Annotated in this window: 26 protein-coding genes, 1 riboswitch and 1 other annotated feature; of the genes, 10 read left to right on the plus strand and 16 right to left on the minus strand. The window is 45.9% G+C overall.

Going from position 1 to position 24,861, the window contains the following annotated elements; translation table 11 throughout:
- The first annotated feature begins 21 nt into the window (after window positions 1–21).
- Entirely contained in the window at window positions 22–168 is a 147-nt protein-coding gene (locus AB0763_RS08060; protein ID WP_306100240.1) for a hypothetical protein, read from the plus strand.
- A gap of 161 nt (window positions 169–329) precedes the next feature.
- Window positions 330–1,190, plus strand: coding sequence for an NAD-dependent epimerase/dehydratase family protein (locus tag AB0763_RS08065; protein WP_306100241.1), 861 nt, complete (start codon window positions 330–332; stop codon window positions 1,188–1,190).
- Window positions 1,191–1,196: 6 nt separating this feature from the next.
- Here the strand turns inward: AB0763_RS08065 and AB0763_RS08070 are convergent, their stop codons facing one another.
- Both AB0763_RS08070 and cysS read right to left on the minus strand, forming a co-directional pair.
- The gene (locus AB0763_RS08070; protein WP_306100242.1) at window positions 1,197–1,790 is read right to left on the minus strand and encodes a thymidine kinase; all 594 of its coding nucleotides are present in this window, start codon (window positions 1,788–1,790) and stop codon (window positions 1,197–1,199) included.
- Between the two features lie 75 nt (window positions 1,791–1,865).
- Complete coding sequence (gene cysS, locus AB0763_RS08075) at window positions 1,866–3,248, minus strand: cysteine--tRNA ligase (RefSeq protein ID WP_306100243.1); 1,383 nt, start codon at window positions 3,246–3,248, stop codon at window positions 1,866–1,868.
- A 193-nt stretch (window positions 3,249–3,441) separates the two neighbouring features.
- On the opposite strand from cysS, the gene AB0763_RS08080 reads away from it, so the two are divergent.
- The 4 genes from AB0763_RS08080 (at window position 3,442) to AB0763_RS08095 (ending at window position 6,556) form a co-directional block, all read left to right on the plus strand.
- Entirely contained in the window at window positions 3,442–3,936 is a 495-nt protein-coding gene (locus AB0763_RS08080) for a peptidylprolyl isomerase (RefSeq protein ID WP_306100244.1), read from the plus strand.
- A 53-nt stretch (window positions 3,937–3,989) separates the two neighbouring features.
- Complete coding sequence (lpxH, locus tag AB0763_RS08085; RefSeq protein ID WP_306100245.1) at window positions 3,990–4,718, plus strand: UDP-2,3-diacylglucosamine diphosphatase; 729 nt, start codon at window positions 3,990–3,992, stop codon at window positions 4,716–4,718.
- Between the two features lie 51 nt (window positions 4,719–4,769).
- Window positions 4,770–6,008: an EAL and HDOD domain-containing protein gene (locus AB0763_RS08090; RefSeq protein WP_306100246.1), complete on the plus strand. Its 1,239-nt coding sequence runs from the start codon at window positions 4,770–4,772 to the stop codon at window positions 6,006–6,008.
- Between the two features lie 74 nt (window positions 6,009–6,082).
- Window positions 6,083–6,556 carry a YchJ family metal-binding protein gene (locus AB0763_RS08095; RefSeq protein WP_306100247.1) on the plus strand — a complete coding sequence of 158 codons (474 nt, stop codon included), beginning with the start codon at window positions 6,083–6,085 and terminating at the stop codon, window positions 6,554–6,556.
- 154 nt (window positions 6,557–6,710) lie between these two features.
- On the opposite strand, the gene hisIE is transcribed toward AB0763_RS08095, so the two are convergent.
- The 9 genes from hisIE to AB0763_RS08140 all read right to left on the minus strand — a co-directional run bounded on the left by hisIE (window position 6,711) and on the right by AB0763_RS08140 (window position 16,037).
- Window positions 6,711–7,343: a bifunctional phosphoribosyl-AMP cyclohydrolase/phosphoribosyl-ATP diphosphatase HisIE gene (hisIE, locus tag AB0763_RS08100; protein ID WP_306100248.1), complete on the minus strand. Its 633-nt coding sequence runs from the start codon at window positions 7,341–7,343 to the stop codon at window positions 6,711–6,713.
- Window positions 7,340–8,113, minus strand: coding sequence for an imidazole glycerol phosphate synthase subunit HisF (gene hisF, locus AB0763_RS08105; RefSeq protein WP_306100249.1), 774 nt, complete (start codon window positions 8,111–8,113; stop codon window positions 7,340–7,342). Before hisF ends, hisIE begins: the two co-directional genes overlap by 4 nt.
- The gene (gene hisA, locus AB0763_RS08110; protein WP_306100250.1) at window positions 8,095–8,832 is read right to left on the minus strand and encodes a 1-(5-phosphoribosyl)-5-[(5-phosphoribosylamino)methylideneamino]imidazole-4-carboxamide isomerase; all 738 of its coding nucleotides are present in this window, start codon (window positions 8,830–8,832) and stop codon (window positions 8,095–8,097) included. The genes hisF and hisA overlap by 19 nt, the downstream gene beginning before the upstream one ends.
- Before the next feature lie 41 nt (window positions 8,833–8,873).
- A complete protein-coding gene (gene hisH, locus AB0763_RS08115) occupies window positions 8,874–9,491 on the minus strand; it encodes an imidazole glycerol phosphate synthase subunit HisH (RefSeq protein WP_306100251.1) in 618 nt (205 codons plus the stop codon).
- The gene (gene hisB, locus AB0763_RS08120) at window positions 9,491–10,564 is read right to left on the minus strand and encodes a bifunctional histidinol-phosphatase/imidazoleglycerol-phosphate dehydratase HisB (protein WP_306100252.1); all 1,074 of its coding nucleotides are present in this window, start codon (window positions 10,562–10,564) and stop codon (window positions 9,491–9,493) included. The genes hisH and hisB overlap by 1 nt, the downstream gene beginning before the upstream one ends.
- 18 nt (window positions 10,565–10,582) lie before the next feature.
- Window positions 10,583–11,623 carry a histidinol-phosphate transaminase gene (hisC, locus tag AB0763_RS08125; protein WP_306100253.1) on the minus strand — a complete coding sequence of 347 codons (1,041 nt, stop codon included), beginning with the start codon at window positions 11,621–11,623 and terminating at the stop codon, window positions 10,583–10,585.
- 9 nt (window positions 11,624–11,632) lie between these two features.
- On the minus strand, window positions 11,633–12,922 hold the full coding sequence (gene hisD, locus AB0763_RS08130) for a histidinol dehydrogenase (RefSeq protein ID WP_306100254.1): 1,290 nt from the start codon (window positions 12,920–12,922) through the stop codon (window positions 11,633–11,635).
- Window positions 12,923–12,926: 4 nt separating this feature from the next.
- Window positions 12,927–13,823, minus strand: coding sequence for an ATP phosphoribosyltransferase (hisG, locus tag AB0763_RS08135; protein WP_306100255.1), 897 nt, complete (start codon window positions 13,821–13,823; stop codon window positions 12,927–12,929).
- 40 nt (window positions 13,824–13,863) lie between these two features.
- Window positions 13,864–13,991: a sequence feature (His leader region), on the minus strand.
- 474 nt (window positions 13,992–14,465) lie between these two features.
- A complete protein-coding gene (locus tag AB0763_RS08140; protein ID WP_306100256.1) occupies window positions 14,466–16,037 on the minus strand; it encodes a Na+/H+ antiporter NhaC family protein in 1,572 nt (523 codons plus the stop codon).
- 115 nt (window positions 16,038–16,152) lie between these two features.
- Window positions 16,153–16,332, minus strand: a riboswitch (Lysine riboswitch).
- Between the two features lie 355 nt (window positions 16,333–16,687).
- On the opposite strand from AB0763_RS08140, the gene AB0763_RS08145 reads away from it, so the two are divergent.
- Window positions 16,688–17,098 (plus strand): H-NS family nucleoid-associated regulatory protein, encoded by a 411-nt coding sequence (locus AB0763_RS08145; RefSeq protein WP_306100257.1) that lies wholly within the window; start codon window positions 16,688–16,690, stop codon window positions 17,096–17,098.
- 98 nt (window positions 17,099–17,196) lie between these two features.
- On the opposite strand, the gene AB0763_RS08150 is transcribed toward AB0763_RS08145, so the two are convergent.
- Entirely contained in the window at window positions 17,197–18,498 is a 1,302-nt protein-coding gene (locus tag AB0763_RS08150) for an inosine/guanosine kinase (RefSeq protein ID WP_306100258.1), read from the minus strand.
- Window positions 18,499–18,745: 247 nt separating this feature from the next.
- On the opposite strand from AB0763_RS08150, the gene mnmA reads away from it, so the two are divergent.
- The 3 genes from mnmA to purB all read left to right on the plus strand — a co-directional run bounded on the left by mnmA (window position 18,746) and on the right by purB (window position 21,960).
- Complete coding sequence (mnmA, locus tag AB0763_RS08155) at window positions 18,746–19,864, plus strand: tRNA 2-thiouridine(34) synthase MnmA (RefSeq protein WP_306100259.1); 1,119 nt, start codon at window positions 18,746–18,748, stop codon at window positions 19,862–19,864.
- Between the two features lie 25 nt (window positions 19,865–19,889).
- A complete protein-coding gene (gene hflD, locus AB0763_RS08160) occupies window positions 19,890–20,507 on the plus strand; it encodes a high frequency lysogenization protein HflD (protein ID WP_306100260.1) in 618 nt (205 codons plus the stop codon).
- 82 nt (window positions 20,508–20,589) lie between these two features.
- Complete coding sequence (purB, locus tag AB0763_RS08165; RefSeq protein ID WP_306100261.1) at window positions 20,590–21,960, plus strand: adenylosuccinate lyase; 1,371 nt, start codon at window positions 20,590–20,592, stop codon at window positions 21,958–21,960.
- A 92-nt stretch (window positions 21,961–22,052) separates the two neighbouring features.
- Here purB and AB0763_RS08170 read toward each other — a convergent pair whose 3' ends face one another.
- Genes AB0763_RS08170 through AB0763_RS08185 form a run of 4 tightly spaced genes read right to left on the minus strand, consistent with a single transcriptional unit; the run spans window position 22,053 to window position 24,854 of the window.
- Entirely contained in the window at window positions 22,053–22,595 is a 543-nt protein-coding gene (locus AB0763_RS08170) for a DUF3833 domain-containing protein (RefSeq protein WP_306100262.1), read from the minus strand.
- Entirely contained in the window at window positions 22,585–23,085 is a 501-nt protein-coding gene (locus AB0763_RS08175; protein ID WP_306100263.1) for a chalcone isomerase family protein, read from the minus strand. Before AB0763_RS08175 ends, AB0763_RS08170 begins: the two co-directional genes overlap by 11 nt.
- A gap of 53 nt (window positions 23,086–23,138) precedes the next feature.
- A complete protein-coding gene (locus AB0763_RS08180; RefSeq protein WP_306100264.1) occupies window positions 23,139–23,621 on the minus strand; it encodes a DUF2878 domain-containing protein in 483 nt (160 codons plus the stop codon).
- 3 nt (window positions 23,622–23,624) lie between these two features.
- Complete coding sequence (locus AB0763_RS08185; RefSeq protein ID WP_306100265.1) at window positions 23,625–24,854, minus strand: cyclopropane-fatty-acyl-phospholipid synthase family protein; 1,230 nt, start codon at window positions 24,852–24,854, stop codon at window positions 23,625–23,627.
- Between the last annotated feature and the right edge of the window lie 7 nt (window positions 24,855–24,861).

Raw genomic sequence — 24,861 nt, forward strand, 5'->3', positions numbered from 1 at the left:
ATTTATGTCTAGGAGTCGAATATGGAAGCACAATGGTTACCCACTCAACAAGAAGAGCGCAACGACTGTCCGTTGGTCGAATGGCGAATGTTACAACCTCAGCAAGTTACTGAATTTTGGTCTGCTCAAGAGTCATTAGTCACCTCTGCGCGCGACATAGATAACTGATTAACTAACATCCGACTCATCAAACGTATGTTGCCACCCCGTGGTCACTGCTACATTGGTTATTATTACGTTAGTTCTTGAAAACGTGGCCATTGCTATTGATGTGCTTAAGCCATTAATTCAAAATGAGCTAAAATACCCAAGACGTGGTGAGGAGAAACATGTCTAAGTTACTCATTATTGGTGGCGGTTGGCTCGGCTCGCCACTGGCCAATCAATTGGTGCGGTCAAATCAGTTCAAAAACAGTCAGGTGCACGTCGTTCGTAGAAGCGTGCGTGAAGAGACCTTACCCCCATCAGTGATTTTGCACCACTTGGACCTCAATCAAGACAGCGGACGACAATCACTCGCCGAGCTAATGACCACTCATGGCTTTGATCTTGTCATTGGGTGTTTCCCTCCAGGATTTCGCCACGGTAAAGGAGAGCATTACCTGTCTCACTGGCAATGTATCGCCGAACTGTGTCACCAGACACAAGTCAAGCAGGTCATTCAAATCAGTTCAACGTCCGTCTACCCTGATCAATCCGCCATCATGAAAGAAGAAGACGCCAGTTTAGCGCTTGCAAAAAACAACCCTCTTTTTGGTGACAAGGCCATCGCAATGCTCGACGCTGAGGCGACACTGAGTCATCGCGGATTTAAAAGCACGATTTTACGCTGCAGTGGCTTAATTGGACCGTCTCGCCATCCCGCCCGATTCGCAGCTCGCCTGAAAAGCGTCAGTACCCAGGCGAGTGCAAATATGGTGCACCAAAGTGATGTGATAAGAGCGATTGAATTTTGCCTTACCCATCAGTGTGAAGGTATTTATAACCTGTCTTGCCCAACCTCAGTCAGTAAAGCAGAATTCTATCGCGTTGCCATTGAAACAGCCAAGCTAAGTGCTCCCTTGCCGCCGCAGTCACCGTCACCGGGAAAAACCATCAATGGCGATTTGATTACCAAACAAGGATTTCAATATCAGTACCCTCATAGCCTTGATGCCATTAAGGCGATTGAGTTTACCTCAAGCGAGTAAACTTGCTTAACGGGCGTTATTGGCTTGGTCTAGCGCGCTTTTATAGTGTTGACGACAAACTGACTCGTAGCGCTCATTACCACCAATGGCTACTTGGTCCCCTTCGGCAATCGCTTTACCGTTTTCATCCGTGCGGATCACCATATTGGCTTTACGCCCGCAGTGACAGATGGTTTTTAATTCAACCAATTTGTCTGCCCAAGCGAGCAGGTACTGACTGCCCTCGAAAAGCTCACCGCGAAAATCGGTGCGCAGACCGTAGCAAAGCACCGGAATATCGAGTTTATCGACCACTTCGGTTAATTGATACACTTGCGCTTTGGTTAAAAACTGGCACTCATCAATTAAAATACAGTGGTGAGGCTGTTGCTGATGCATGTGTTGTATTTGGGCCAGCAAATCTGTGTCGCTATCGTATAACTCGGCATCGGATTGTAGCCCGATACGCGAAGCCACTTTGCCAATGCCGTAGCGGTCATCAATACGAGCGGTAAAAATGACCGGGTTCATGCCCCGCTCGCGATAGTTAAACGAAGATTGTAACAAGGTGGTCGATTTACCGGCATTCATCGCCGAGTAATAAAAATACATTTGCGCCAAAACCAAGGCCTCTAAAAATCATCCAATGTCATCATAAAAAAGGCTGTGATCAATCACAGCCTCATCCCGAGTAAATTATTTGCGTCGCCAAGTGGTGCCTTGCGGGCCATCTTCGAGCACAATACCCAATTCGTTGAGCTTATCGCGAGCCAGATCGGCATTGGCCCAATCTTTAGCAGCACGTGAATCATTGCGAAGTTTGATCAACGCTTCAATCTCAGCAACATCTTCATCGCTGTCTGCGCCACCTTGTAAAAAGGCTTCGGGCGCTTGATTTAAAATGCCAATCACATCGGCCAGTTGTTTTAACACGCTGCCAAGTGCGCTTGCTTTGGTGAGATCTACGGCTTTGAGACGGTTGATTTCACGCGCCAAGTCAAACAAAACTGAGTAAGCTTCTGGGGTGTTAAAATCATCGTTCATCGCCTGGTTAAAACGTTCGATAAAGGCTTCGCCACCTTGTGCTGGCACAGAGGTGTCCAAATCGCGCAGCGCAGTGTACAAACGCTCTAATGACGCCCTTGCCTGATTGAGGTTTTCTTCGCTGTAGTTCAATTGACTGCGATAGTGGCCCGACATCAAGAAGTAACGAACTGTCTCTGCATCATAGTGCTGCAAAACATCGCGAATGGTGAAGAAATTGCCGAGAGATTTTGACATTTTCTCTTTGTCGACCATGACCATACCACTGTGCATCCAAGTATTGACATAGTCACTACCATGAGCACAGCAAGACTGGGCAATTTCATTTTCATGGTGTGGAAATTGCAAATCTGACCCACCACCGTGAATGTCGAAATGATCGCCCAAAATCGCTTTGTTCATAGCAGAACATTCAATGTGCCACCCAGGGCGTCCTTCTCCCCAAGGAGAAGACCATTTAGGCTCACCTGGCTTCGACATTTTCCACAGCACAAAGTCCATTGGGCTGCGTTTGGCTTTTTCAACATCAACCCGAGCCCCAACTTGCAACTGCTCCAAGTCTTGACCAGATAACTGACCATATTGCTCGTACTTGCTGACTTCAAACATGACGTCGCCGTTCTCAGCAACGTAAGCAAACTCTTTTTCAATCAAGGTTTGAACAAGAGCAATAATATCATCAATATGACCGGTCGCTCTTGGTTCAATATCGGGACGCTTAATATTCAGCGCATCAAAATCGGCGTACATTTCCTCAATCAAGCGCTGAGTTAAGGTGTCACAAGACTCATTATTCTCTTCGGCGCGTTTAATAATTTTATCGTCGATATCGGTAATATTGCGCACGTACGTCAAGTCGTAGCCTAAATAACGTAAATAACGTGACACCACGTCAAAAGACACAAATGTACGCCCATGCCCAATGTGACAAAGATCATAGATGGTCACTCCGCAGACATACATGCCTACTTTACCGGCGTTAATGGGTTTGAATTCCTCTTTCTGTCGAGTGAGCGTGTTATATATTTTCAACATGATCTCTATCTATAGTTATTGTCAGTGAATGGAAATAGCTAAGCAGTATATCAATTTCAATGTTATTTCGTAACACTTTACGTGCGAAAATCCTTTTGTCCGTTAAGTTGCTACCGAGCGGAACTGAAAAGGATTGCATCTAAGGCTACTTGCGATAAACTTCGCACTGTTTAATTAATCAAAAGGTAACGATATGATCACTCTTCATACCAATTTTGGCGACATCAAAATTCAACTCAACGATGAAAAAGCGCCAATTACCGCAGAAAACTTCCGTCAGTACTGCCGTGATGGCTTCTACGATAACACTCTTTTCCACCGTGTGATTGATGGATTTATGGTCCAAGGCGGTGGCATGGAGTCCGGTCTGAAAGAGAAAGCGAGCAGAGCACCGATCAAAAACGAAGCGAACAATGGTTTGAGCAACAAAGTCGGCACTTTAGCAATGGCACGTACCATGGATCCTCACTCGGCTAGCTCTCAGTTTTTTATCAATGTGAACAACAACACTTTCCTCGATTTTCGCTCTGAATCTCGTGACGGTTGGGGCTACTGTGTGTTTGGTGAAGTGATTGAAGGCATGGAAGTCGTTAATAAAATCAAAGGGGTCAGCACAGGTGCTTATGGCATGCATCAAGACGTTCCACTTGATGAAGTTATCATCACTGGCACCACCATTGAAGACTAATTCTGTCACTAGGGGCTGTTAATGGCCCCTTTTTTACCCATGACAAGATCATTATGACCACATTATTTATTGCTGATTTGCATTTAAGCCCAAATGCACCAGACATGACTCACGCTTTCCTCTCTTTTTTATCCAAACAAGCACCTGACGCCGATGCCCTTTACATACTTGGGGACTTATTTGATTTTTGGATTGGCGATGATGACAACAGTGATTTTGCCAACACGATAAAAGCGGCCATTCACCAATTGACCCATCAACACCGGGTACCCGTGTATTTCATCCAAGGCAACCGAGATTTTCTACTCGGTCAGCGCTTTTGTCAGCAAACCGGCATGACTTTGCTCGCCGATGAAGTGGTGATCGATCTTTACGGTGAGCGAGTGTTGATTATGCACGGTGATACTTTGTGTACCGATGACCAAGCCTACCAAAACTTTCGTGCTAAGGTTCATCAGCCTTGGCTACAGTGGCTGTTTAATCACTTACCCTTTGCTCTTCGCCGTTATATTGTCAGCAAAATACAACACAATGCTCGCGACGAAAAACAGCAAAAATCGATGACCATTATGGATGTCAATCAACGCGCGGTAGAACAAAGGTTGATAGAGCAACAAGTACAATGTTTGATCCACGGCCATACGCATCGACCCAATGTTCATCATTTCTTATGCGGTGAACAACACGCTCAGCGCATTGTTCTGGGAGACTGGTTTGAACAAGGCAGTTATTTGAAAATCACTTCAGATCACAAACAATTGTTTTTTTTCCCACTTCTGTGATAGCACACTAAAATTACAACGCTATTTGTTTGTTTTTTAGCAATATTCGGTATGATAAGCACACCGTATTACAATATCATGCCGTTTATGCCTTACAGTTATATTGCTCGCCAACCTATACTTGATGTCGACCTTAACACCCAAGGATACGAACTTTTGTTTCGTGACGGTCCGAAAAATACCTTCCCTGACATCGACCCTGAGTTGGCAACCAGCCGGCTGCTATCAGACCATTTATTGGTCAATATTAACGAGACCTTAAACGGTAAATTTGGCTTTGTTAACTTTCCCTATGAAAGCCTGATAAACGGTATCCCAAGTTTATTTCCCAAAGAAGCACTGATTGTCGAGATTTTAGAAGATTGCCCGCCAACGGATGAGCTGCTAGTCGCCGTTAAAGAATTAGCACAACAAGGCTACCAACTCGCTCTCGATGACTTCATACCACACCAAACGTGGGGACGTTTTCTACCTTATATCAGTATCATCAAATTTGACATTCGCGCTGTGACCATAGAAAAAGCAGCCAAGTTTATTCGCTCCGTTCACAGTGTTTACCCTAAAATGACTTTTTTAGCTGAGAAAGTCGAAACGTACGATGAGTTTAAGCAAGCGAGAGCGGCGGGATTTGTCTTATTTCAAGGTTACTTTTTTAGTAAGCCTGAGATGATACAAAACAAGCACGTCAACCCTTCTTTGCTCACCACCATCAAACTGTGCCAAGAAATCGCACAAAGCCCGATGGATCTCAAAGCCGTTGAGCAGATTGTCGCCAGTGATGTGACTCTGTCCTTTAAATTACTGTCTTATGTCAACACTCGCTTTTACCTGCAAAAAAGTATTAAATCGTTTTCTCAGGCACTGGCATACCTAGGTGAAGAAAAGATTCGTCAGTTTTCCTCGTTAGTGTCACTCGCTTGTATTGAAGGTAGTAAACCCAATGCTTTATACCAACTCGCTGTGGCTAGAGCACAACGCTGTCATGACATCGTAAAGCAACTCGATAGCCACTACACACATGGAGAAGCTTTCTTAGTTGGTATGTTTTCACTTCTTGATTCACTGCTCGATCAACCTCTCGAGTCTATTCTGTCGCAGACCCCACTCGACCAAGAAATTATCACTGCCCTTCTCAAGGGAGAAGGTTTGCTCGCTCAAGTATTACAGCTTGTTATCGCCTACGAAAATGCGCACTGGTCTGCGTTCCACCAATATCAACACGAGCTCAATCTCGATTCGGATACCTTACACCAACTGCTGCATCAGCCTCTTGATGAAACGGCGGTTTAACCTCTAGATCACCGAAACCTTGATTAGCGGCGTTAACACCGTACAATGAGCTCCAATGAAATACGGAGCGCTTTATGAATCATTCACTTTGCCCTTGTGGCTCTTCTTTGACTTACATGGATTGCTGCCAAGTTATCCATGACAACCCCAGTAATGCCGAGCGTCCAGAGCAATTGATGCGCGCTCGTTACAGTGCGCATGTCATGGATTTGGTTGACTTTATTGTCGATACCTATCATCCCGACTGCCATGCAGAGCAAGAGCGTGATGGCATTGCCAACTCGACCACTCTAAACTGGGTGAAACTCACTGTCACCGAAACTCATGACGGCAGTAGCGAGGATGAAGGCTTTGTCAGTTTTAAAGCGGATTATATTGATGGTAACAGCCTGCACAGCCTAGCTGAAAAATCGCGTTTTTCTCGCCGAGAGGGTCAGTGGTATTACGTCGATGGTGACGTCGAACCACACGCTGCAGAGATCAAAATTCAGCGCAATGATGCTTGCCCTTGTCACAGTGGTAAAAAGTTTAAAAAATGCTGTGGTTAAGCTTACTCGTCGGTCAATGATCTAGACGGTCGACGTCAAAAAAACCAGGCGGTAAGTGCCGCCTGGTTTGTCTGGTAATGACTTATCTTATTGCCTTATCCTCAAGCTTTTCTTGCGCTCTCATTGACCACATACGTAATCAAATGGGGATAACTCAGTGACGCTCTTTGAGTTTGTTGATCACATCGTTAAAGGACAAGCCCTGATCGCTTAGCAAGACAAATAAATGATAGATCAAATCAGCAGATTCACAGATCAATTCGTCTTTGTCGCCAGAGGTCGCCGCCAAGGCAACTTCGACCCCCTCTTCACCGACTTTTTGTGAAATTCGCTTAGTACCACGCGCGTAAAGACTCGCAGTGTAAGACGTTTCAGGATCGGCATTTTTTCTCTCTGCCAGCAACTGCTCTAGTTGATGTAACCAAACCAATTGCGTTTCTTTGGTCTCTTTGTCACCATCAAAACAGGTTGTCGTTCCGGTATGACAAGTTGGGCCAATGGGGTTTACTTTGATAAGCAGTGTATCCTGATCGCAATCTAAAGCGATATTGACCAATTGCAAGACGTTACCTGAGGTTTCTCCTTTGGTCCACAAACGCTGCTTAGTCCTGGAAAAAAAGGTTACTTTTTCTGTCGACAGCGTTTTTTCTAGTGCTTCTTGGTTCATGTACCCCATCATCAACACTTGGCTAGACTGTTGATCTTGAATAATTGCCGGGATCATATTGTCGACTTTCTGCCAATTAATACGCGAAACCAGATCGGTCTCCTGTGTGCTGTTGGTCATTTTCTTACCTCAACCCCTTGGGTCGCTAAATAGCCTTTTAGCTCACCAATATTAATAATTTGTTTGTGAAATACCGAAGCGGCTAACGCACCATCGACATTCGTTTTTAAGAACGCATCAGAAAAGTGTGACATTTCTCCAGCGCCGCCAGAGGCAATCAATGGCACTCGACAGACCGAACGCACTTTTGCCAATTGCTCTAAATCGTAACCGTTACGAACACCATCTTGGTTCATCATATTAAGCACGATTTCACCAGCGCCGCGTTTTTGTACTTCTTCAATCCAATCACAGGTTTGCCACTGGGTGGCTTGTGTGCGTTTTTCATCACCGGTAAATTGGTATACTTGATACTGGCCCGTATCCTTGTCGAAATACGAATCGACACCAACCACAATACATTGCACCCCAAAACGATCAGCAAGATCAGTCACTAAACTTGGGTTCGCCAACGCCGGTGAATTAATCGACACTTTATCAGCGCCGAATTCTAAAATGCGCTCTGCATCAGCGGCCGATTTAATCCCGCCTGCAACGCAAAACGGAATATCAATCACCTCAGCAACGCGCTGGACCCAACTTTTGTCGACAACGCGGCCATCACTCGAGGCGGTAATATCGTAAAACACCAACTCATCTGCGCCTTCTTCCGCGTAGCGTTTAGCCAGTGGAACAATGTCACCAATGATTTCGTGATTGCGAAATTGCACGCCTTTAACCACTTGGCCATCGCGAACGTCAAGACATGGAATTATGCGTTTTGCCAACATGTAAACGCCTCCTCAGCACTGAATTTACCATCGAGTAATGCACGACCAACAATTACACCGGCAACACCGGTATCTTTCAACGCAGCGATGTCGTCGAGTTGACCAATACCGCCAGAGGATTGAAACTGAACTTGAGGGTATTGAGCACATAGGTCGCGGTACAGTTCAACATTCGAACCGGTTAAGGTGCCATCTCTTGAGATATCCGTACACAGGACGTGCTTTAAGCCCACCGTCAGATAGTCTTCTAACAACTGCTCAATGGTAACGCCTGAGTCTTCTTGCCACCCTGATACCGCCACTTTGCGTTCGCCCTGTTCATTGATGTTGATATCCAACGCGAGTACGATTTTTTCAGCGCCGTGATTGAGCATCCACTCTTTGACCATCGCGGGATTTTTTACCGCTGTCGACCCAACAACCACTCGCTGCGCCCCCGCGTTAAGTAGGTCAATCACGTCTTGCTCACTTCTCACACCGCCGCCAATTTGAATCTTGGCTGGCGTACTGGCCAATAAGGTTTCAATCAAATCGAGCTGTCGTGCTTGCGTGTCCTTGGCGCCGGTTAAATCAACCAGGTGTAACCAGTTTGCACCGGCTTGTTGATAAAGAGCAAATTGCTCGGCTGGGTCAACTTTATATTCCGTCACTTTTCCATAATCGCCTTGGAACAGTCTCACCACTTGTCCATCGATTAAGTCTAATGCTGGGATAATCATATTAATTCCTTGTGGCACTCTTTGGCCAAATCCATTCAATTTTAAAGTTCTAGAAAGTTCTGAATCAAACGCGAGCCAACCTTTGAAGAACGCTCCGGGTGAAATTGGACCCCGTAAAAGTTGTTGTGCTGAATGGCAGCAGAGAATGCATTACCATAATCACAGCGAGCTATGGTGTACTCACCCACAGGCATGGCAAAACTGTGCACAAAGTACACGTAATCTTGCTCGCCGATACCGCGAAAAAGCGGGTGATCAGCAACGGGGGTTAACGTGTTCCACCCCATGTGTGGCAAGGGCAAATCACCGCTATCCATCAAACGCACTTCACTGTCACACAAGCCAAGGCAATCGACACTTTGATCGCTTTTTTGTCCTTTTTCATAAGACAATTTCGCCAATAACTGCATGCCCAGACAAATACCGAGTAACGGCTGAGTAACTTGTTTTACCAAGTCAATCAAACCGCGCTGTTCAAGGTTTTTCATCGCTTCACTGGCCGTGCCTACCCCGGGTAGAAACAGCTTGTCAGCAGCCAAAACGACGTCTGGATCGCGAGAGATAGTCACTGAGTAACCCAATCGTTCAATGGCAAAGCGCACCGATGACACGTTGGCACAGCCGGTGTCGATGATCACCACTTTTTGCTGCTGAGTCATTACAACACTCCCTTACTGCTCGGTAACTCATTGCCTTCGACTTTGATTGCTTGTCGCAGTGTACGTCCAAAGGCTTTAAATAAGCTTTCGATAATGTGGTGATCGTTATCGCCATTCGAACTCAAGTGCAGAGTACAAGCCAGCGTATCGGTGAGCGAACGGAAAAAGTGCACCACCATTTCCGTAGACAAATCACCCACCATATCGCGGCTAAATTCAGCGTCAAACTTAAGGTAAGGACGACCGGATAAATCCAGTGCACATTGGGCAAGACATTCATCCATTGGCAAACTAAAGCCAAAGCGGCCAATACCACGCTTATCACCAAGCGCCTCTTTTAACGCTTGGCCTAACGCCAATGCCGTATCTTCGATCGTGTGGTGATCGTCGATATGAAGATCCCCTTCTACGTTCAGCTTGAGTTGGAAACCGCCGTGCGTGGCGATTTGATCCAACATATGATCAAAAAAGCCAAGGCCAGTCTTGATGGAATTACCGCCACTTTGATCTAGGTTGACCGCAACGTGGATGTCGGTTTCTTTTGTAGTGCGAACCACTTTCGCCGTTCTCTCTTTGACCGTCAATAAGCGTACAATCTGCGGCCAGTTCATGGTTTCTGGGTGGTATTGAAGCCCTTCGATTGCCATGTTCTCGGCCAATTGCAAATCCGTGACGCGGTCACCAATGACCACTGAATGTTGAAAGTCCACTTTGCCTTCGCGCAGATATTCTTTCACCATACCTAATTTGGGCTTGCGGCAGGTGCAATTATCGCTGTCAAAATGTGGACAAATTAACACATCATCAAACACCACCCCCTGTGACTCAAACACCGCCATCATCATATTGTGCGGCGCATCAAAATCCGCTTGTGGGTAGCTTTCGGTGCCCAATCCATCTTGGTTAGTCACCATCACTAAGCGATAACCCGCCTCTTGTAGGGCCAATAAACTGGGAATTACAAAGGGTTCAAAGGCAAGTTTATCGAGACGGTCGACTTGAAAATCAACAGGTGGCTCAACAATCAAGGTACCATCACGGTCAATAAATAGGATTTTTTGCTGCTTGCTCACGAGATTGTCCTTTCTCTGTTAAGAATAAAAGTTTCGAATAAAAGTCAGTGTTTTTTCGCACTCTTCGCGATTGCCAACACTGATGCGCACACTATTTTCGATAGGTGAATTACGCAAAATAATGCCGTTGTCCCAAGTCGCTTTAAACAAGGCATCGCCATCGGGAAAACGGACTAGTAAATAATTGCCCCATCCTGAGTGTACCGTCACCCCTGCAATTTCACTCAAGCCGGCCTCCAAATAAGCTCGGTTGGTGTTGAGCTCGAGGACCTGTGACTTTGCACGGGCCAAACCAAACTCAGACAGCGCTTGAACGGCAATATCAGCGACGGGGACCGGAACCGGATATGGCGCGATCACTTTTAATAGCACATTGATTATCGCTTCATCGGCTAAAGTAAAACCACAGCGAAGCCCCGCTAAAGCAAACGCTTTTGACAAGGTGCGTAGGATAGCCAAATTATCGTATTTTTCCAGTAAGTCAACGCCACTGTGCTGGGGACAAAAATCGATATACGCTTCATCAAGTACCACAATCGCCTTATCGCGTGTCATTTCTAATAACGAGACAATCTGCTCTTTGGGTAGAATGTTACCCGTTGGGTTATTAGGGCTACACACAAAGACTAATTTAACATTATCAAGCTGCTGCTCGATGGTTGCTAGGTCGAGTTGCCACTCTTGCGTCAAAGGGACTGTTTTTCGTTCAACGCCAAAGGTTTCCGCACTGATCGAGTACATGCCATAAGTGGGTGGGCAAAACAAAATAGCGTCTTGATTTGGCTCGCAATACGCGCGGATGAGCAGTTCAATCCCTTCGTCGGCACCTCGAGACACTAACGTTTGCTGTGGCGTGACGCCCGCATAAGCGGCATAAGCATCAATCAAGGCAGGCGGCTGGCATTCACTGTAGCGATTGAGCCCAGTAAAATCCGTCGTGTAAGGGTTGTCAAAAGGAGATTCATTGGCATTGAGCCAAACATCACCACTGCCGCCAATGCGTCTGGCCGACAAATACGGCGTCAATCCTTGAACTTGTTTTCTGGCCAATTTTTCCATGTTTAGCTCCTACTTCGCCAGTTTTTCAATACGGATAGTCACCGCGCGTTTGTGCGCATCTAAGCCTTCCGCTTCGGCCATTGTCACCACGGTTGGGGCGAGATTTTGTAAGCCCTCAGCACTGAGCTCTTGCACGGTCATGCGCTTGCTAAAATCGGCAAGGCCTAAGCTGGAGTACGTTTTGGTATAGCCGTAAGTTGGCAATACGTGGTTGGTTCCTGATGCGTAATCGCCCGCAGACTCAGGTGACCAAGTCCCTAAGAAGATAGAGCCCGCGTTGTCGAGAAGTGGCAGCAACTCTCGAGGGGTTTTGGTTTGTACAATCAAGTGCTCAGGGCCGTAGTGATTTGAAATCGCCACCGCCTGGGTCATAGACTCAGAGATAATGATCAGACTCGATGCTAACGCCTGACGAGCGATGTCGGCACGAGATAGTGTTTTCAGTTGCTGCTCAACCGCATCGGTTACTTGATCGGCAATGGCAATCGAAGGTGTGACCAAGACCACTTGAGAGTCAGGGCCGTGCTCGGCCTGGCTTAGCAAGTCTGCGGCAATAAAATCGGCGTCTGCAGTATCGTCGGCAATCACCATCACTTCTGACGGGCCGGCTGGCATGTCGATGGCCGCACCGCGAAAATCGTTACTCACTTGGCGCTTTGCTTCGGTAACGTACGCATTACCTGGGCCAAAAATTTTATCCACTTTGGTGACCGTTTCTGTGCCATAAGCCATAGCAGCGACGGCCTGCGCACCGCCAATTTGATACACTTCGTCAATTTGACACAGTTTAGCGACGTATAAAATCTCATCGGCAATCGGCGGTGGTGAACACAAAACCACTTTGCGACAACCGGCAATCTGCGCTGGTACACCGAGCATCAATACCGTTGAAGGCAGTGGTGCACTGCCACCGGGAATGTAAAGACCAACCGTATTAATTGGGCGAGTGAGTTGTTCACAAACCACTCCTGGTTGAGTTTCAACCTTTAATGGCGTTGGCTTTTGTGCCTTGTGAAAAAGGGCAATATTATCGTAAGCTTGTTGCAACGCCTGTTTCATGGTATCGCTTAAACGCTCAGCCGCCGCATTGATGTCATTTTTGCTCATTGCGATGGTATCGATATCAGTGCCATCGAACTTAGCCGTTAACTCACGTAGACCTTGGTCTTTGTCCTTACGCACCGTGTCGATGACCGATTGGACAGCTTGCGTAATATTGGCACCCGCACTGATCGCCGGCCGTTCCAAAATTGCATCTTGTTGTTGTTCACTGAGGGATTGCCATACGATTGTTCTCATTGCCTTACTCCATCATTTTTTCAATCGGTAACACAAGGATGGAGCTCGCGCCCAGTGCTTTTAGCTCTTCCATGGTTTCCCAAAATAAGTTTTCAGTACTGACCAAGTGTACGGCCAAGCGAGATTTGTCGCTCGAAAGTGGCAGGACAGTTGGATCCTCGGCTCCCGGTAGCAAAGATTTAATCGCTTCAAGTTTTTCAACCGGGGCGTGCAACATAATGTATTTTGATTCTTTTGCCTGCTGCACACCTTGCATACGAGTCAGTAGCTTTTCAATCAAAGCTTGTTTATCAGCATCAAACTCACCAGTGCGCTGAATTAAGGTGGCTTTTGAACGGAAAATGACTTCGGCTTCTTTTAGGCCGTTGGCTTCTAGCGTCGCACCGGTTGACACCAAGTCCGCGATCGCATCGGCCAAACCTGCACGAGGCGCCACTTCGACTGAACCAGTCAACATACAGGTTGAAAAATCGATATCATTCGCGTCCATGAACGCTTTTAGCAAATGTGGGTAAGTTGTGGCAATGCGCTTACCAGCAAGGTCTTGAGGGCCGTTGTATTGCTGGTCCTTGTTGATGGCGATTGACAGGCGACAACCGCCGAAATCTAAGCGTCTTAGCGTGGTAAATTCATTCGCTTCACCTGATGCGATGCGGTCTAAGCGAACTTCCTCTAATTCGTTTTCTCCGATAAAGCCCAAATCAACGACGCCATCCATTACCAAGCCAGGAATGTCATCATCGCGTACAAGCAATAGATCGATTGGCATGTTTTGCGCATGAACCACTAAACGTTCACCCATAAGGTTAAATTTAACACCGCATTGTTTTAATAGTTCTTGGCATTCTTTGCTCAGGCGGCCTTTCTTCTGAATTGCAATACGTAGTCGTTGTGTTGTCATGCTTACTTCCCTTCTCTTAAAATCGGTATAAAAATTCGAAATAAAAAAACCCTCGGGATAATGGTCCCGAGGGTTTTAAAAAATTCTTATCAACCTCCGGGAGCATCTTGCCTCCCGGGTATACGTAAACCTCCCCGAAAGACCTCTTAGGGATGGTGATGGTGATGAATGTTCATTCCAATAATACGCATACTTAGTTATTCTTAACTGTCCTAATTGAGTTTCAACACTATCTGAGCTTAGCAAGGATTGCAAGGGGCAAAGCACACTTTTTTTGATTTAATTTATCCAACGAAGCCTTTGCGCAATGATAGGAAAGATAAAATTCACGAGACCCTAATATTATCCGTGTTTTATAGATACCTGAAACGGGCTAAAAGGCCATCACGGTGAGCCTGCTTTACCTCTCGTCGTCTTGAAGGTTCGCTGTCACAATGAAACACGTCCACCATAAATCACGGCTTTACTTGGCTATTTGGGCTTGGGCTTGTTCACTGACACGTGCCGAGACAAGTCAAGAGTCATTCAATTACTTGGGTTCTAAGTTTGCCTTTACCCTATTTAAACAAAAAGCCAGCATCTTAACTCGATACTGGCTTTGCGGTATTTACGCTATCGATTAACGATGTCGGCAATCTAAAATTAGGCGTGATCTCTATTCATACTGCGCAAGATGAAGCAACTGATAACAAATGCCACAACACAAGTTAACAAGCTAAGGCCTATCGAATCGGTAAAGCCAAGTACAATGAAGCCCAAACTCGAAATCACCGCCACGATCAAGGCATAAGGCAACTGAGTAGCCACATGATCTATGTGGTGACAACGCGCCCCGGTTGAAGACAAAATGGTGGTATCTGAGATAGGCGAACAATGATCACCAAATACCGAGCCGGCAAGAACGGCACTGAGCATAGGCAACATCAAGCTGATATCGCTCGCAGCAGACATGTCACCAGCAATTGGCAGCATGATGCCGAATGTCCCCCATGAGGTTCCCGTCGAAAACGCCATCGCGCCTGACAGTAAGAAAAGCAGAACCGGCAACCATTGTGATGGAATACTGCCCTGTACTAACGTCGATAAGAAACTGCCGGTTTTCATATCGCTGATCACCGAACCAATTGTCCAAGCAAACAGCAAGATAACAATGGCACCAAACATGGATTTCGCCCCAATCCAAAGTGTTCTGGCCGTTTCTTTGACAGGTAAGGCTTGTCTTAGGACAGTCACTAACGCCAATGCCAGGCCAATTAATGCACCGTAAACCAATGAGCGCCCCACATCCGTATTTTCAAATGCGCCGAGTAAAGAGAAGGGGAGGCCGTCTTTTGCAAGCGCCTGCGCCCCGGTGAACAACATAAAAGACACGGTCGCGACAATCAGTGCAATGATCGGCAATAGCAGATCTGAGACGCGACCATGGCGACTTTCTGTTATATCCAAATCGTCATGCAGAACGCTACTATCCGCTTGCTCTTGTAGGGAATCTACTTGAGATAACGTCGCTTGTTCATGGGTTTTCATTTTCCCCACATCCAATCGAAACCACGCGACGGCAAAAACCATCAAGAGGGCAAAGATGGCGTAAAAGTTCATTGGCACCAGTCGCATGTAAGCGCCTATCGCCGAATACTCAGTGATACCGTGAGACACTAAAATACCACCGACAATGGTCATAATATAAGCGCCCCAACTCGATGCCGGCATAATGACGCACATTGGCGCTGCGGTAGAATCGAGAATATAAGCCAGTTTAGCACGCGATACTTTGAGCTTGTCGGTTACAGGTCTGGCTATGGCACCGACGGCTAAGCTGTTGAAATAATCATCGACAAAAATAAACACACCGAGAAAAGCCGCCAATAATTTTGAACCACGCTGGGTTTTCACTTTGCGTTGGGCCCAATTTGCAAAAGCGCGAGTGCCGCCAGAAAGTGTTAATAGTGCCGTCATCATGCCTAATAATAGTAGAAAGGCAACAATACTCATATTCCAAGTATTTAAACCCTCTCCGTCAATAAAGACGGCCGACACTTGATCAAATATATAAGTAACGCTGTCTAAAACCGAATAGTCGGTCAATAAAAGTGCCCCAAGCAGGATGCCAACACCCAGTGATAACATCACTTTACGGGTTACAATTGCGAGAGTTAGTGCCATTACCGGCGGCAATAAAGCGAGAAAGGATTGAGAATAATCGATTAAATTCATGATCTTCGAGAACCAGTTTATTTGGTTAGAGATCTACTGCAGAACGACCGAGAAGTGCCATACTTCCAAAAGTGTCTCGTTAACAAATAGCGATAAACTAACCGTGGTTAGTTAACCCTACAGTAGCGCTCCATAGTGTATTAATAATGACTATGGCAGTGTTGTGCCTATTCGAACACAACCCCAGCCTTGCAGTTCGATACCTACAAGACTTCGGCAATAACACCTTTTATGATGTTTCATCGGCATCACCCCAAACATCACGACTGATTGCTATTGCACCTCTACGGCGAAGTTCTTTTTGTCAAAACTTGGTCTGAGTTTTGTCAAATCGCCCCCGCATCAGGTGCGCGACATTGTACGCAAATCGACTCTGAATGCAACCGCGTATAAACCAGTATTTTTAAATTAATCAACAATATGTAATTAGACACTTAGAAATATTTAAAAGCCATTTATCTTAAAGAAATAAATATAAACACTCTTGACAATAATCTGACTTTTTTATTTATGAGACTGGTTTATAATCTATTTATATTTTTGGCTATTTTAAACTTATTGTCTTTGCGGTTGTCCAAAAGCAAAGTATATTAAAGATATAAACATTCCAAGCGCATTTGCGTATAACGTTTAAATAAAAAGGAATACCCATGTCCGACCTGACTAAAACCTTACTCAATATTCGTAGTCTGCGTGCATTATCAAAAGAGTTGACGTTGAGTCAATTAGAAGAAGCTCTCGATAAGTTAAATACTGTCGTTTCAGAGCGTCGTGAGCAAGAAGAAGAAGCGCGACAGTTAGAAGCTGAGAAAAAAGCAAAACTTGAACAAATTGCGCAGCAAATCTCTCAAGATGGCATTGATGTGAATGACTTAATTTCTGCCTTGTCAAATGAATCTGCAACCAGTAAGCCAAAGAAAAAACGCGCCCCTCGCCCAGCAAAATATAAATTTACCGATGACAAGGGCCAAGAAAAAACCTGGACTGGCCAAGGTCGTACGCCGTTGCCAATTCAAAAAGCCCTTGATGAAGGCAAATCCCTCGAAGATTTCGCTATCTAAGCTTATCTTTGTTCAATCAGTCCGTTTATAACACTCTGTTATTAGCAATGATTAACGGCTCCTAGTCAGGGAGCCGCTTTTTTATTACTGCCTTTGCCCTACCTTTCCCAATACGCTTCTTCTAAACTGTCCTCTTTTTCCGGTAATCCTTTCGACAAACGCGGAGAATGCTGTACCAAAACTTCGTAACTGGCTCGGTTTGCGTATTTGCACACTTGTGAAAATGAAGAATAGGTTAAAAAAGGAAACTTGTGTTTACTTGAATTCGGCACATTGTCGCGGTGATATTTATTGGCCGCCATATCGTGCAACAATGCAGATAGCGCGGCATCACCTGCGCCATTGGTGTTTTTGATTTTTTCCGGCCCGCCCATATAAGGAGAAATATGAGAATAGACTTTCATCGGGTGATCAACTTTCTCTTTCATTACCGGTCGGCTAAATTCATAACGGTTAAATTCGGCAATACAGCCGGGTAACAGAGGCAAAGAGGTTTCTCTTTTTGAACTCTGTTCGGTGTAACCTGCCATGTACAACCCCAGGGGACCAGCAGTACAAAGCACCAAATCTGCCCAATCTAGGGCTTTATCGGCAGCCGCTAATGGGTCGGTCAATCCTGTCAAGGCACTCGCCTCATCTTCGTTCATCGCCACAACTGAAATGTGCTCATCGATAAAAGATTGCCAAAAGGCCGGATCATCTTCGATGACAAACTTGGTTCCTAAGGTCAACACAACAGGCACGTCATAACGCTTGGCGTATTCAATGGCTTTCATCGTCGCTTCAGGCATAGGATCGCCAGGTTTACAACGGACAAGGTACGCGGTCAGTACCAATGCAGAGGCCGTTTTAAAAATAGACTCGGGAATGCTCTCTGGCTTCAATTGGTTCATTTTCCCTTCGCTGATAGCAAACGTGCGCTCGCCGTCTTCGCTGATAAGGGCAAAACAACGACCGATAGCCCCATCGACACCCTGTAAATAATTTAAGTCCATTCGGCTTGAGGTATTACACAAATAGCGATAACCGTAACTGCCAATTTTGATATCTTGGCTCATCACCCCAAGCAAAGTTGAGCGCGCGTCAGCCAATACTGAATAGTTGTGCAAGGTATTGCCAATCGTGCCCCCAGCGTATTCACTGGTGATCAGACCTTGCTCTTTCAGTTCAAAATACAGTGACTCTGCTATGCGATCGTCAATAACTAATGAATGCCCCTTACTCAAACCGTATTTTTCAATAAATTTTGTCGACACTTTGGCTTCGATATCCACCAAGGTTTGGTCGATGCCGATGACATGGCCTTTATTGAGGGTCGTTTTGGTTGATTGCGCCAATAAGGGGTCTCTTGAATCGACCGGGAAATAGTGTTTGGATTTTCGTTGTCCTGGAAATTTCATAGCAATAGTGTGTCACATGATGAACGGATAACGGATTCTAACTCGCGCATTAAACCCCAGCAATCTTCACCGCAATAGCAAACGTTTACTTGATGGATTTATTTTGAAAACGACTCACAACGGCCTTTGTTGCCTCAGCGTCATAAATCAATTGGCAGAAAGTCACCGATAAAGACCATTCTCATCTGTCCGAGCGATTTGCTTTCTGTTAATATTCGGCTCCAGTTTTCATGTGTGGTAAAAAGTTATGACTGATAACAGCGCTAAAAAAGTCATCATCGGTATGTCTGGTGGTGTCGATTCCTCCGTTTCCGCTTATTTGCTTCAACAACAAGGATACCAAGTTGAAGGGCTGTTCATGAAGAACTGGGAAGAGGATGATGGCGAGGAGTACTGTACTGCCGCCGAAGACCTTGCCGATGCCCAAGCTGTGTGTGACAAGCTTGGCATCCACTTACACAAGATTAATTTCGCCGCTGAGTATTGGGACAATGTCTTTGAGTACTTTCTCGAGGAATATAAAGCCGGCCGTACGCCTAACCCAGACATTCTTTGTAATAAAGAAATCAAATTCAAAGCGTTTCTCGAATTTGCCGATGAAGTGCTCGACGCCGATTACATTGCGATGGGGCATTACGTACGTCGCAGCGCGGTCGATGCCCCAGGCAAGGCAACCATGCTTCGCGGTTTAGACAACAACAAAGACCAAAGTTACTTCTTGTATACACTGAGTCATGAGCAAATTGCGCGCAGCTTATTTCCCGTTGGTGAACTACAAAAATCAGAAGTGCGTCGAATTGCAGAAGAGCAAGGCCTCGTCACAGCCAAAAAGAAAGACTCCACCGGTATTTGCTTCATCGGCGAACGAAAATTCACTGAATTTTTAAGTCGCTATTTACCGGCACAGCCAGGCGATATCGAAACACCGGAAGGTAAAGTGGTCGGCCAGCATCAAGGCTTGATGTACCATACCTTAGGCCAACGAAAAGGGCTGCATATCGGCGGCCAAAAAGGCGGCGGCGGCAATGAACAACCTTGGTTTGTCGCGGAAAAAGATCTCACGCGCAATGTGCTGATTGCGGTACAAGGGCACGACCATCCCTTGCTCAAATCGACTGGATTAGTGGCAGGTCAATTGCATTGGGTGGATCGTAACGCCATAACAGAGCCCGTTCGCTGCAGCGTCAAAACGCGCTATCGACAAGATGATATTCCTTGTACCATCAACCCCATAGATGATGGTACAATAGAGGTCGTTTTTGATGAACCGCAAATTGCGGTGACCCCTGGACAATCTGCTGTTTTCTACCACGGTGAGATTTGTCTTGGCGGTGGCATTATCGAACAGCGAATTCCACTCGCATAATTGACGTCAATCAAGGAGAAAAGCGTTGTCTCATACCATTTACGATCGTACCCTCGCCTTTGCTGGCATGTGTCAAGCGGCTTATCTAGTGCAACAAGTCGCTAAAAATGGTCAGTGCGATGAGCAAGCGTTCAAGACATCGATTGAAGCGACGTTAGCGACCTCTCCACAAAATACACTCGATGTGTTCGGGCGAGAGCAACACCTCAAAGCGGGTTTGGAATGTCTAGTAAATGGCATTGACAACTCCCCATCTGGAAGTGAAATTACGCGTTATCTCATCAGTCTAATGGCGCTAGAAAGAAAACTGTCTTCGCGCCAAGATGCACTGGCTCAACTTGGCGATCGCCTTGCAATGATTCAACGTCAAACTGAACACTTTGACCTATTTGAACCACAAATGATCGCCAATTTCGCCAGCGTTTACCTCGATGTCATTAGTCCAATCGGTCCGCGTATACAAGTCGCTGGCACCCCGAGTGTGTTACAACAACCCAACCAACAAGAGAAGGTGCGTGCTTTGCTGTTATCGGGCATTCGCTGCGCCGTTCTCTGGCGTCAGGTTGGTGGTCGCAAACGCCATCTGGTGTTTGGGCGCAAAAAAATGTTGCAACAGGCACAAATATTATTAGCACGAATGTAATTTAAAACCTCGCTCGCCCTACCACGGCGAGCGTTCTTTTTTATCCTATTTAACCCCCCTATTGATAATTCAGGAGATGAACATGGAACTGTCAGCATTGACTGCTGTTTCACCAGTAGATGGTCGCTACGGAAGTAAAACGATTGCGTTACGAGAAATATTTAGTGAGTACGGATTATTGAAGTACCGCACTATCGTTGAAGTACGTTGGCTACAGAAGCTTTCACAGACAGATGCAATTGCGGAAGTGCCGGCTTTTAGTCAAGAGGCCCATGATTTTCTCGATCGTATCGCTAGTGACTTCAACCAACAAGATGCAGAACGCATCAAAGAGATTGAACGTACGACAAACCACGACGTCAAGGCGGTTGAGTATTTTTTAAAGGAGAAAGTGGCAGCGCAACCTGAGCTTGCTGCGGTGAATGAATTTATTCACTTTGCTTGTACTTCTGAAGACATCAACAACACCTCTCACGCATTGATGCTCAAAGAAGCGCGCGACACAGTTATCTTACCTCAATTAAGCGCATTGATAGACGCGATTAAAGCACTCGCCACTGAGTATCGCGACATTCCTCTGCTCTCACGTACCCATGGCCAACCGGCTTCTCCTTCGACCATTGGTAAAGAAATGGCCAACGTTGCTTACCGCATGGAACGCCAGTTTAAACAGATTCAATCGGTTGAAATTTTGGCCAAAATCAATGGCGCAGTGGGTAACTATAACGCACACCTATCCGCTTATCCTGAAGTGGATTGGCATCAACTCAGCGAGTCGTTTGTCACAGAATCACTTGGCGTAGATTGGAATCCGTACACAACTCAGATTGAACCGCATGACTACATTGCTGAGTTTTTTGATGCTCTTAGTCGCTTCAATACCATTTTAATTGACTTTGATCGCGATATTTGGGGCTACATTGCACTTGGTCACTTTAAGCAAAAAACCATTGCGGGTGAAATCGGTTCATCGACCATGCCTCACAAAGTGAACCCGATTGACTTTGAAAACTCAGAAGGCAATTTAGGTCTAGCCAATGCAATCTTTACCCATTTGGCGCAAAAACTGCCGATTTCACGCTGGCAGCGCGACCTGACGGATTCAACCGTATTGCGTAACCTTGGTGTAGGTGTTGGCTATTCTGTTATTGCCTATACCTCAACCATGAAGGGCATCTCAAAGCTCGAAGTGAACCAAGCGGCTTTGCTTGATGAACTCGACCACAACTGGGAAGTACTCGCGGAACCCATTCAAACTGTAATGCGTCGTTATGGTATCGAAAAACCCTATGAAAAACTCAAAGAGTTGACTCGTGGTAAGCGCGTTGATCAAGCGGCGATGCAAGTCTTTATCGATGGGCTTGAGCTACCAGAAGAAGAAAAAGTACGTTTAAAACAAATGACTCCGGCAAACTACATTGGCCAAGCCATCGAATTAACCGACAAACTGTAATTTGAAATTATACCAATTTGATTCTGTTTAGATTGGTATTGTGTCGCAAGAAAAAACCGCAGCCAGTCTGCGGTTTTTTATCGGCTTCACTCTTAATCGTGTTTTTGAAAAAACAGCGTTAGCCGCCCAACCTCTATGCCCCACTTTCGGATCGAGGTGACATTAAACACATGCTTTTCGTCTTGGCGATAAAGCCAATCATCAAAGGTGACTTGGGTTTTGCTTCCATCTTGTTCGATGAGAAAATCGTATTGCCAATGTAACGCATTACCCTGTTCGCGTCCGAGTGCGGTACCGACAATGTCATCGGCTTGACCAAGGTAGTGCCCATCGCTTTGTCGTGTGATGCGCCAAACCCGGGTCATGGTTTCACCATCATCAAAGACAAAGTCTTCGTGTAAGGTTAACTCTTCACCTTTAACCTCGCCTCGCAACGCGACTTCGAACCGGCGAGTTTGTTTTAAACGGTAATCTTGAATCATTCCCCATGCGGTATGCTGACCAGAGAAATAATCAAACAATTGAAATTCCGGCCCGCTTTGTGAATAGTCATCAATATCGGCACTACAGGCAACGATGAAAGCGCTCAAAAAGAGCACTATAGCGCGGAAAAACCGACAGCGATTATTGTTCATCACTCACTCCTATTAAGGCATTCCTCAATTTGGGGTACTGTGTATTGGCCCCCAGCCAAATACCTAAAAATGCGCGACAAAACTCCTTTTTATCAATGCTTTGTGACAATCTCATCGAGGTTTCCCTCGAACTCTGCTGATAAAATTGACACCCTTGTCCATCACTGACTAAGGCCAGCGAATCGCCTTTCTTGACATCGGGAAACACGCTGGGAAGAATCGCAAGCCAAGGGGTGTACTCTTGTTCATCTAGACCCATTTTTTGCCATTGTTCTTGTGTCGCCTCAACCAGTTGCTGCGAACTGATGCTGCGCAAATAAGTTAACGCCAGCGCAAGCGGTTGTGTTTTGGAGGGCATACCCGTTTGATAATTGCCGCTTGGCGATAACAGCTGCGAGTCGTAAACATCGAACAAAAACCAAGATAATCGCGCTTTACCGACCACTGGCCACTCGCTCCAAGTCTGTGTGTCATTTGCAAAGGCTGACATAGTAAAGAAGGTGGTACTTGTGAACAATAAAAGTACACACCGAAATGTCCTTATCATTCTCTTTTCCTCATAAGTAGCACTGTCATCAATTGGGCAATGATCAGCCACTGACCAAAAAGCACCGTCAGAGACAATCTCATCGATTCGAAGCTCACCGCACCAAGTGCTGAGCCTGCGTAGTAACTCAAGGTGGCAGAGGTCGCCACCAAGAGGCACAGCCAACGCTTCGGCCAGTGTGCGAACGCCGCCACAAAGTGACTGCCATACCAAGCAAACAGTAGCCACAAGCCTATCATCCACACCGGCAACCAAGTTTGGCTAAAATCCAAAATACCGAAGTAGATATTCGCCTGGTCGAGTGCCATGCCAAATAACGCAAAGGCCACCATAGACAACATTGTTTGACTTTGATTGCGCCACTGCCAAACGTAACTCATACCCACCCAAGCAAGCGTTAACAACAGATACGACTCGCGACCGGCCACCGCCAAAAACCAACCGGCTTGGAACCAAAGTGAAAGGACAAAAAAAGCCATACGCTAACGCTGCTTTTCTAACGTAATTTGCACCACACTGATGGTTTTAGCCAAAAAACCCGCCTGACAATAACTGAAATAGAAGTGCCACAAACGGATAAACCTTTCGTCGTAGCCCAAAGCGCGTACGGTCGCTTCTGATTGATGGAATCTTTGCTGCCAATCGGCCAGCGTCCGCGCGTAGTCAAAACCAAAATCGTGTAAATTACGCACAATAAGTGGACTATGAGCACAGACTTGATTGAGAAAATAACTGACTGAAGGAAGAAAACCGCCTGGAAAAATATACGCCTGAATGAAATCAACATTGCTTCGGTAGTAATCAAAGCGCTGGTCGCTAATCGTGATCATCTGTAGTGCCATCTTACCGCTGGGTTTAAGTCGTTGTTGGCATACATCAATAAATTGCGGCAGGTATTTTTCTCCAACCGCTTCAATCATCTCAATAGACACCAATTTATCAAATTGACCTTCTAAACGGCGATAATCTTGCTTCAACAGAGTAATTTTGTCTTGTAGGTTAAGCTCGGTGATTTTTTGGGCCACATAGTCATATTGCTGTTCAGAGATGGTGGTCGTGGTCACTTGGCAACCATAATGAGTCGCCATATATATCGCCATTGCCCCCCAACCTGTACCTATTTCTAACACGTGATCACTGGGCTGTAACGACAGCTGCTCACAAAGGCGCGCCATCTTTTGCTGTTGAGCGAGTTCCAAAGAGTCCGTACCTTGGCGATATAAGGCCGATGAATACAGCATACTCTCGTCGAGAAAGCTGTGGTATAAATCATTGCCCAAATCATAGTGCGCTGAAATATTGCGTTTTGCTTGTTTAATCGAGTTGCTATTGAGCCAATGCTGAATTTTAGTCGACAACTTGGTTAACCATTGCCCATTAGATTCAATGGCATCCGTTGTGTCTTCATTGGTGGCAAAAAAAGTCAAAGCCTGAGTTAAATCCGGAGTATCCCAATCACCATCGATGTAAGATTCAGCAGCGCCAATGCTGCCCCCTTTGATCAACTTCTGGTAAAAATTGGCGTGATGAACACGAAATACAATGGCTGGGGCATGAGTGGTGCCAAAATCAATTGTCTGGTTAGACCAGAGTTCTTGTATTTGCAGCGCTGCACCTTGTACCTGTTGCAAGCGCTGAAATATCCACTTTCTCGCCATTGACTGTGAGAAGCTCAATGCGGTTTTATTCGTTTTTGATTCAATATGCTGCATCGCTATT

The organism is Vibrio sp. HB236076, from assembly GCF_040957575.1.
GTDB lineage: Bacteria > Pseudomonadota > Gammaproteobacteria > Enterobacterales > Vibrionaceae > Vibrio.